The organism is Halobacillus halophilus (assembly GCF_020171985.1).
Classification (GTDB): domain Bacteria; phylum Bacillota; class Bacilli; order Bacillales; family Halobacillaceae; genus Halobacillus; species Halobacillus halophilus_A.
In genome coordinates, this window is the sequence record NZ_JAIVAL010000023.1 from 1 (window position 1) to 1,752 (window position 1,752).

At 45.7% G+C, this 1,752-nt stretch carries 1 protein-coding gene; it reads right to left on the reverse strand.

The window, feature by feature from the left end; translation table 11 throughout:
- Positions 1–367: 367 nt before the first annotated feature.
- The gene (locus LCM11_RS20275) at positions 368–1,645 is read right to left on the reverse strand and encodes an IS110 family transposase (protein ID WP_224896030.1); all 1,278 of its coding nucleotides are present in this window, start codon (positions 1,643–1,645) and stop codon (positions 368–370) included.
- Positions 1,646–1,752 lie beyond the last annotated feature (107 nt).

Here is a 1,752-nt window from a genome sequence, read left to right on the forward strand (position 1 = left end):
AGACTCCCTCCGGAAATGTTGACACATCAGGGGTTTTTAAGATCTTTCGATCTCTTAAAATTTTTTTGTAAGCTTCTCTCGAACCGTATTATTCCTTGTATTCCTTTTAAAGGAAAAAGACAGGACGCGTTGCGTTCCCTAATTTGGATTAGAGTTTCCATTTTGGTGATATGGATGCACTTGGGATCTCTGCTTTCTTATGAGGACGTACCCTCCCATGGCTCATGGCTTCGTGCGCCTGCATTCCTGCATGTGGTCTCATCATAAGGCAGAGGCTGGCTTCATTCTCCTGCATGGACTCGTAGTCTTTCGTCTTATTTGGTGCCAGCTTCTCCGTGTCATCGTATCGAGGTGAGAACGCGCTTGGTTATGCCGCTGTTTTCAGGCAGTGAAGATCCTGTCTCATGCGATCCTCACTGAAAAGAACCTGGTGATTCGAAAGACCAAAAAAGATTTTTAAGAGTTTTCCACTAAGCACGACTGTGGCTTGCTTATGCTTTAAAGGATTCTTAGAGCGTGTCGTATAGTACTGATACAATTCATGAAAGACCTTGTTATTTTGAAGCAGAGGTAAAATGGCACGATACAGAAGGTTTCTTAGCCGTTTTCGACCACGCTTGGATATTTTCTTCTGACCTTCATGTGTCCCGGAAGAATCTTCCCGCAGCGTTAATCCCGCTAGTTTAAGAAGTTGGCGTGGATGTTTGTACTGCTTGAGGGATCCGGTTTCGGCTATCAGGTCAATCACGGTGTTCTTGCCGATGCCAGGAATGGATTCAAGGTATTCGAATTCCTCTAGCTGTATGACCAGTTCCTCCAAACGGTTATTGACGTCTTCTAACCGACGTTCGACAAGAAGGAATTGGTCGACAAGTGTGGCGATTTCAAAGCGGGCCATTTCGATACCTTCGGTAAGGCCAATCGATCCCTCAGCCAGGTGCCTCATGCCGCGAATCGTTTTCTTCGCCGGGGCCCTTACACCAGCTTTCTCTTTATAGTGCCGGGCCAATTCTTCGACTTCCTGGTGGATCAGGTCTTGCGGCAAAGGCGTGTACTTCAAAATGGCACAGGCTAATTGTCCGAAGTTCTTAATTTCGGTTTTGAATTCCGGGAAGTATCGGTCCAGCCACCCCGTCATCTGGTTTTGAAGGCGGATGTGTTCCTCTTTGAGCTTCCACCTCATAGCCGCGCCATTTCTCAGTTCAGCTTCCACGTCTTCCGGAATTCTGGGATAGGTAAAATTACCACCGACCATGAGCTTTCCAATTACACGCGCATCCTTTTGATCATTTTTGGTTTGAAGGTTATCGTCAAACTCCTTCGATCTCTTGACGTGCATGGGATTGACGATCACGAAAGGGAGATTTACTTCCCTTAGGAAAGCAGCGAAATTCTTCCAGTAATGCCCTGTAGGTTCAAACCCGATGAGAACATGGCTTTTCTTGTGATCCTCAAGCCATTGTTCCACCTGTCTACGAAAGTTTTCAAACCCTTTTAAGCTTTGATGGATGCCAACGGGCCGGTGAAGTTCGCGCCCACGATCGTCCAAAGCACAGGCATAGTGCGTTTTCTTCGCAATATCAACACCGAGGACTAACGTGTCTTCGGTGATTTGATTTATTTTTTGATTCCTTTTATGATTCATAGAGGAGTCCTCCTTTTGATGTTTGTATTTGTAGGTACAAATGCATCATAACGGAGGGCTTTTTTTCATACAAGAACCCCTATTTGAAATCCCATAGGAATCTCCTG

Bases quoted from the DNA above. Each gene is read 5' to 3' on its own strand.
- LCM11_RS20275 (WP_224896030.1), bottom strand. From the start codon at position 1,645: ATGAATCATAAAAGGAATCAAAAAATAAATCAAATCACCGAAGACACG.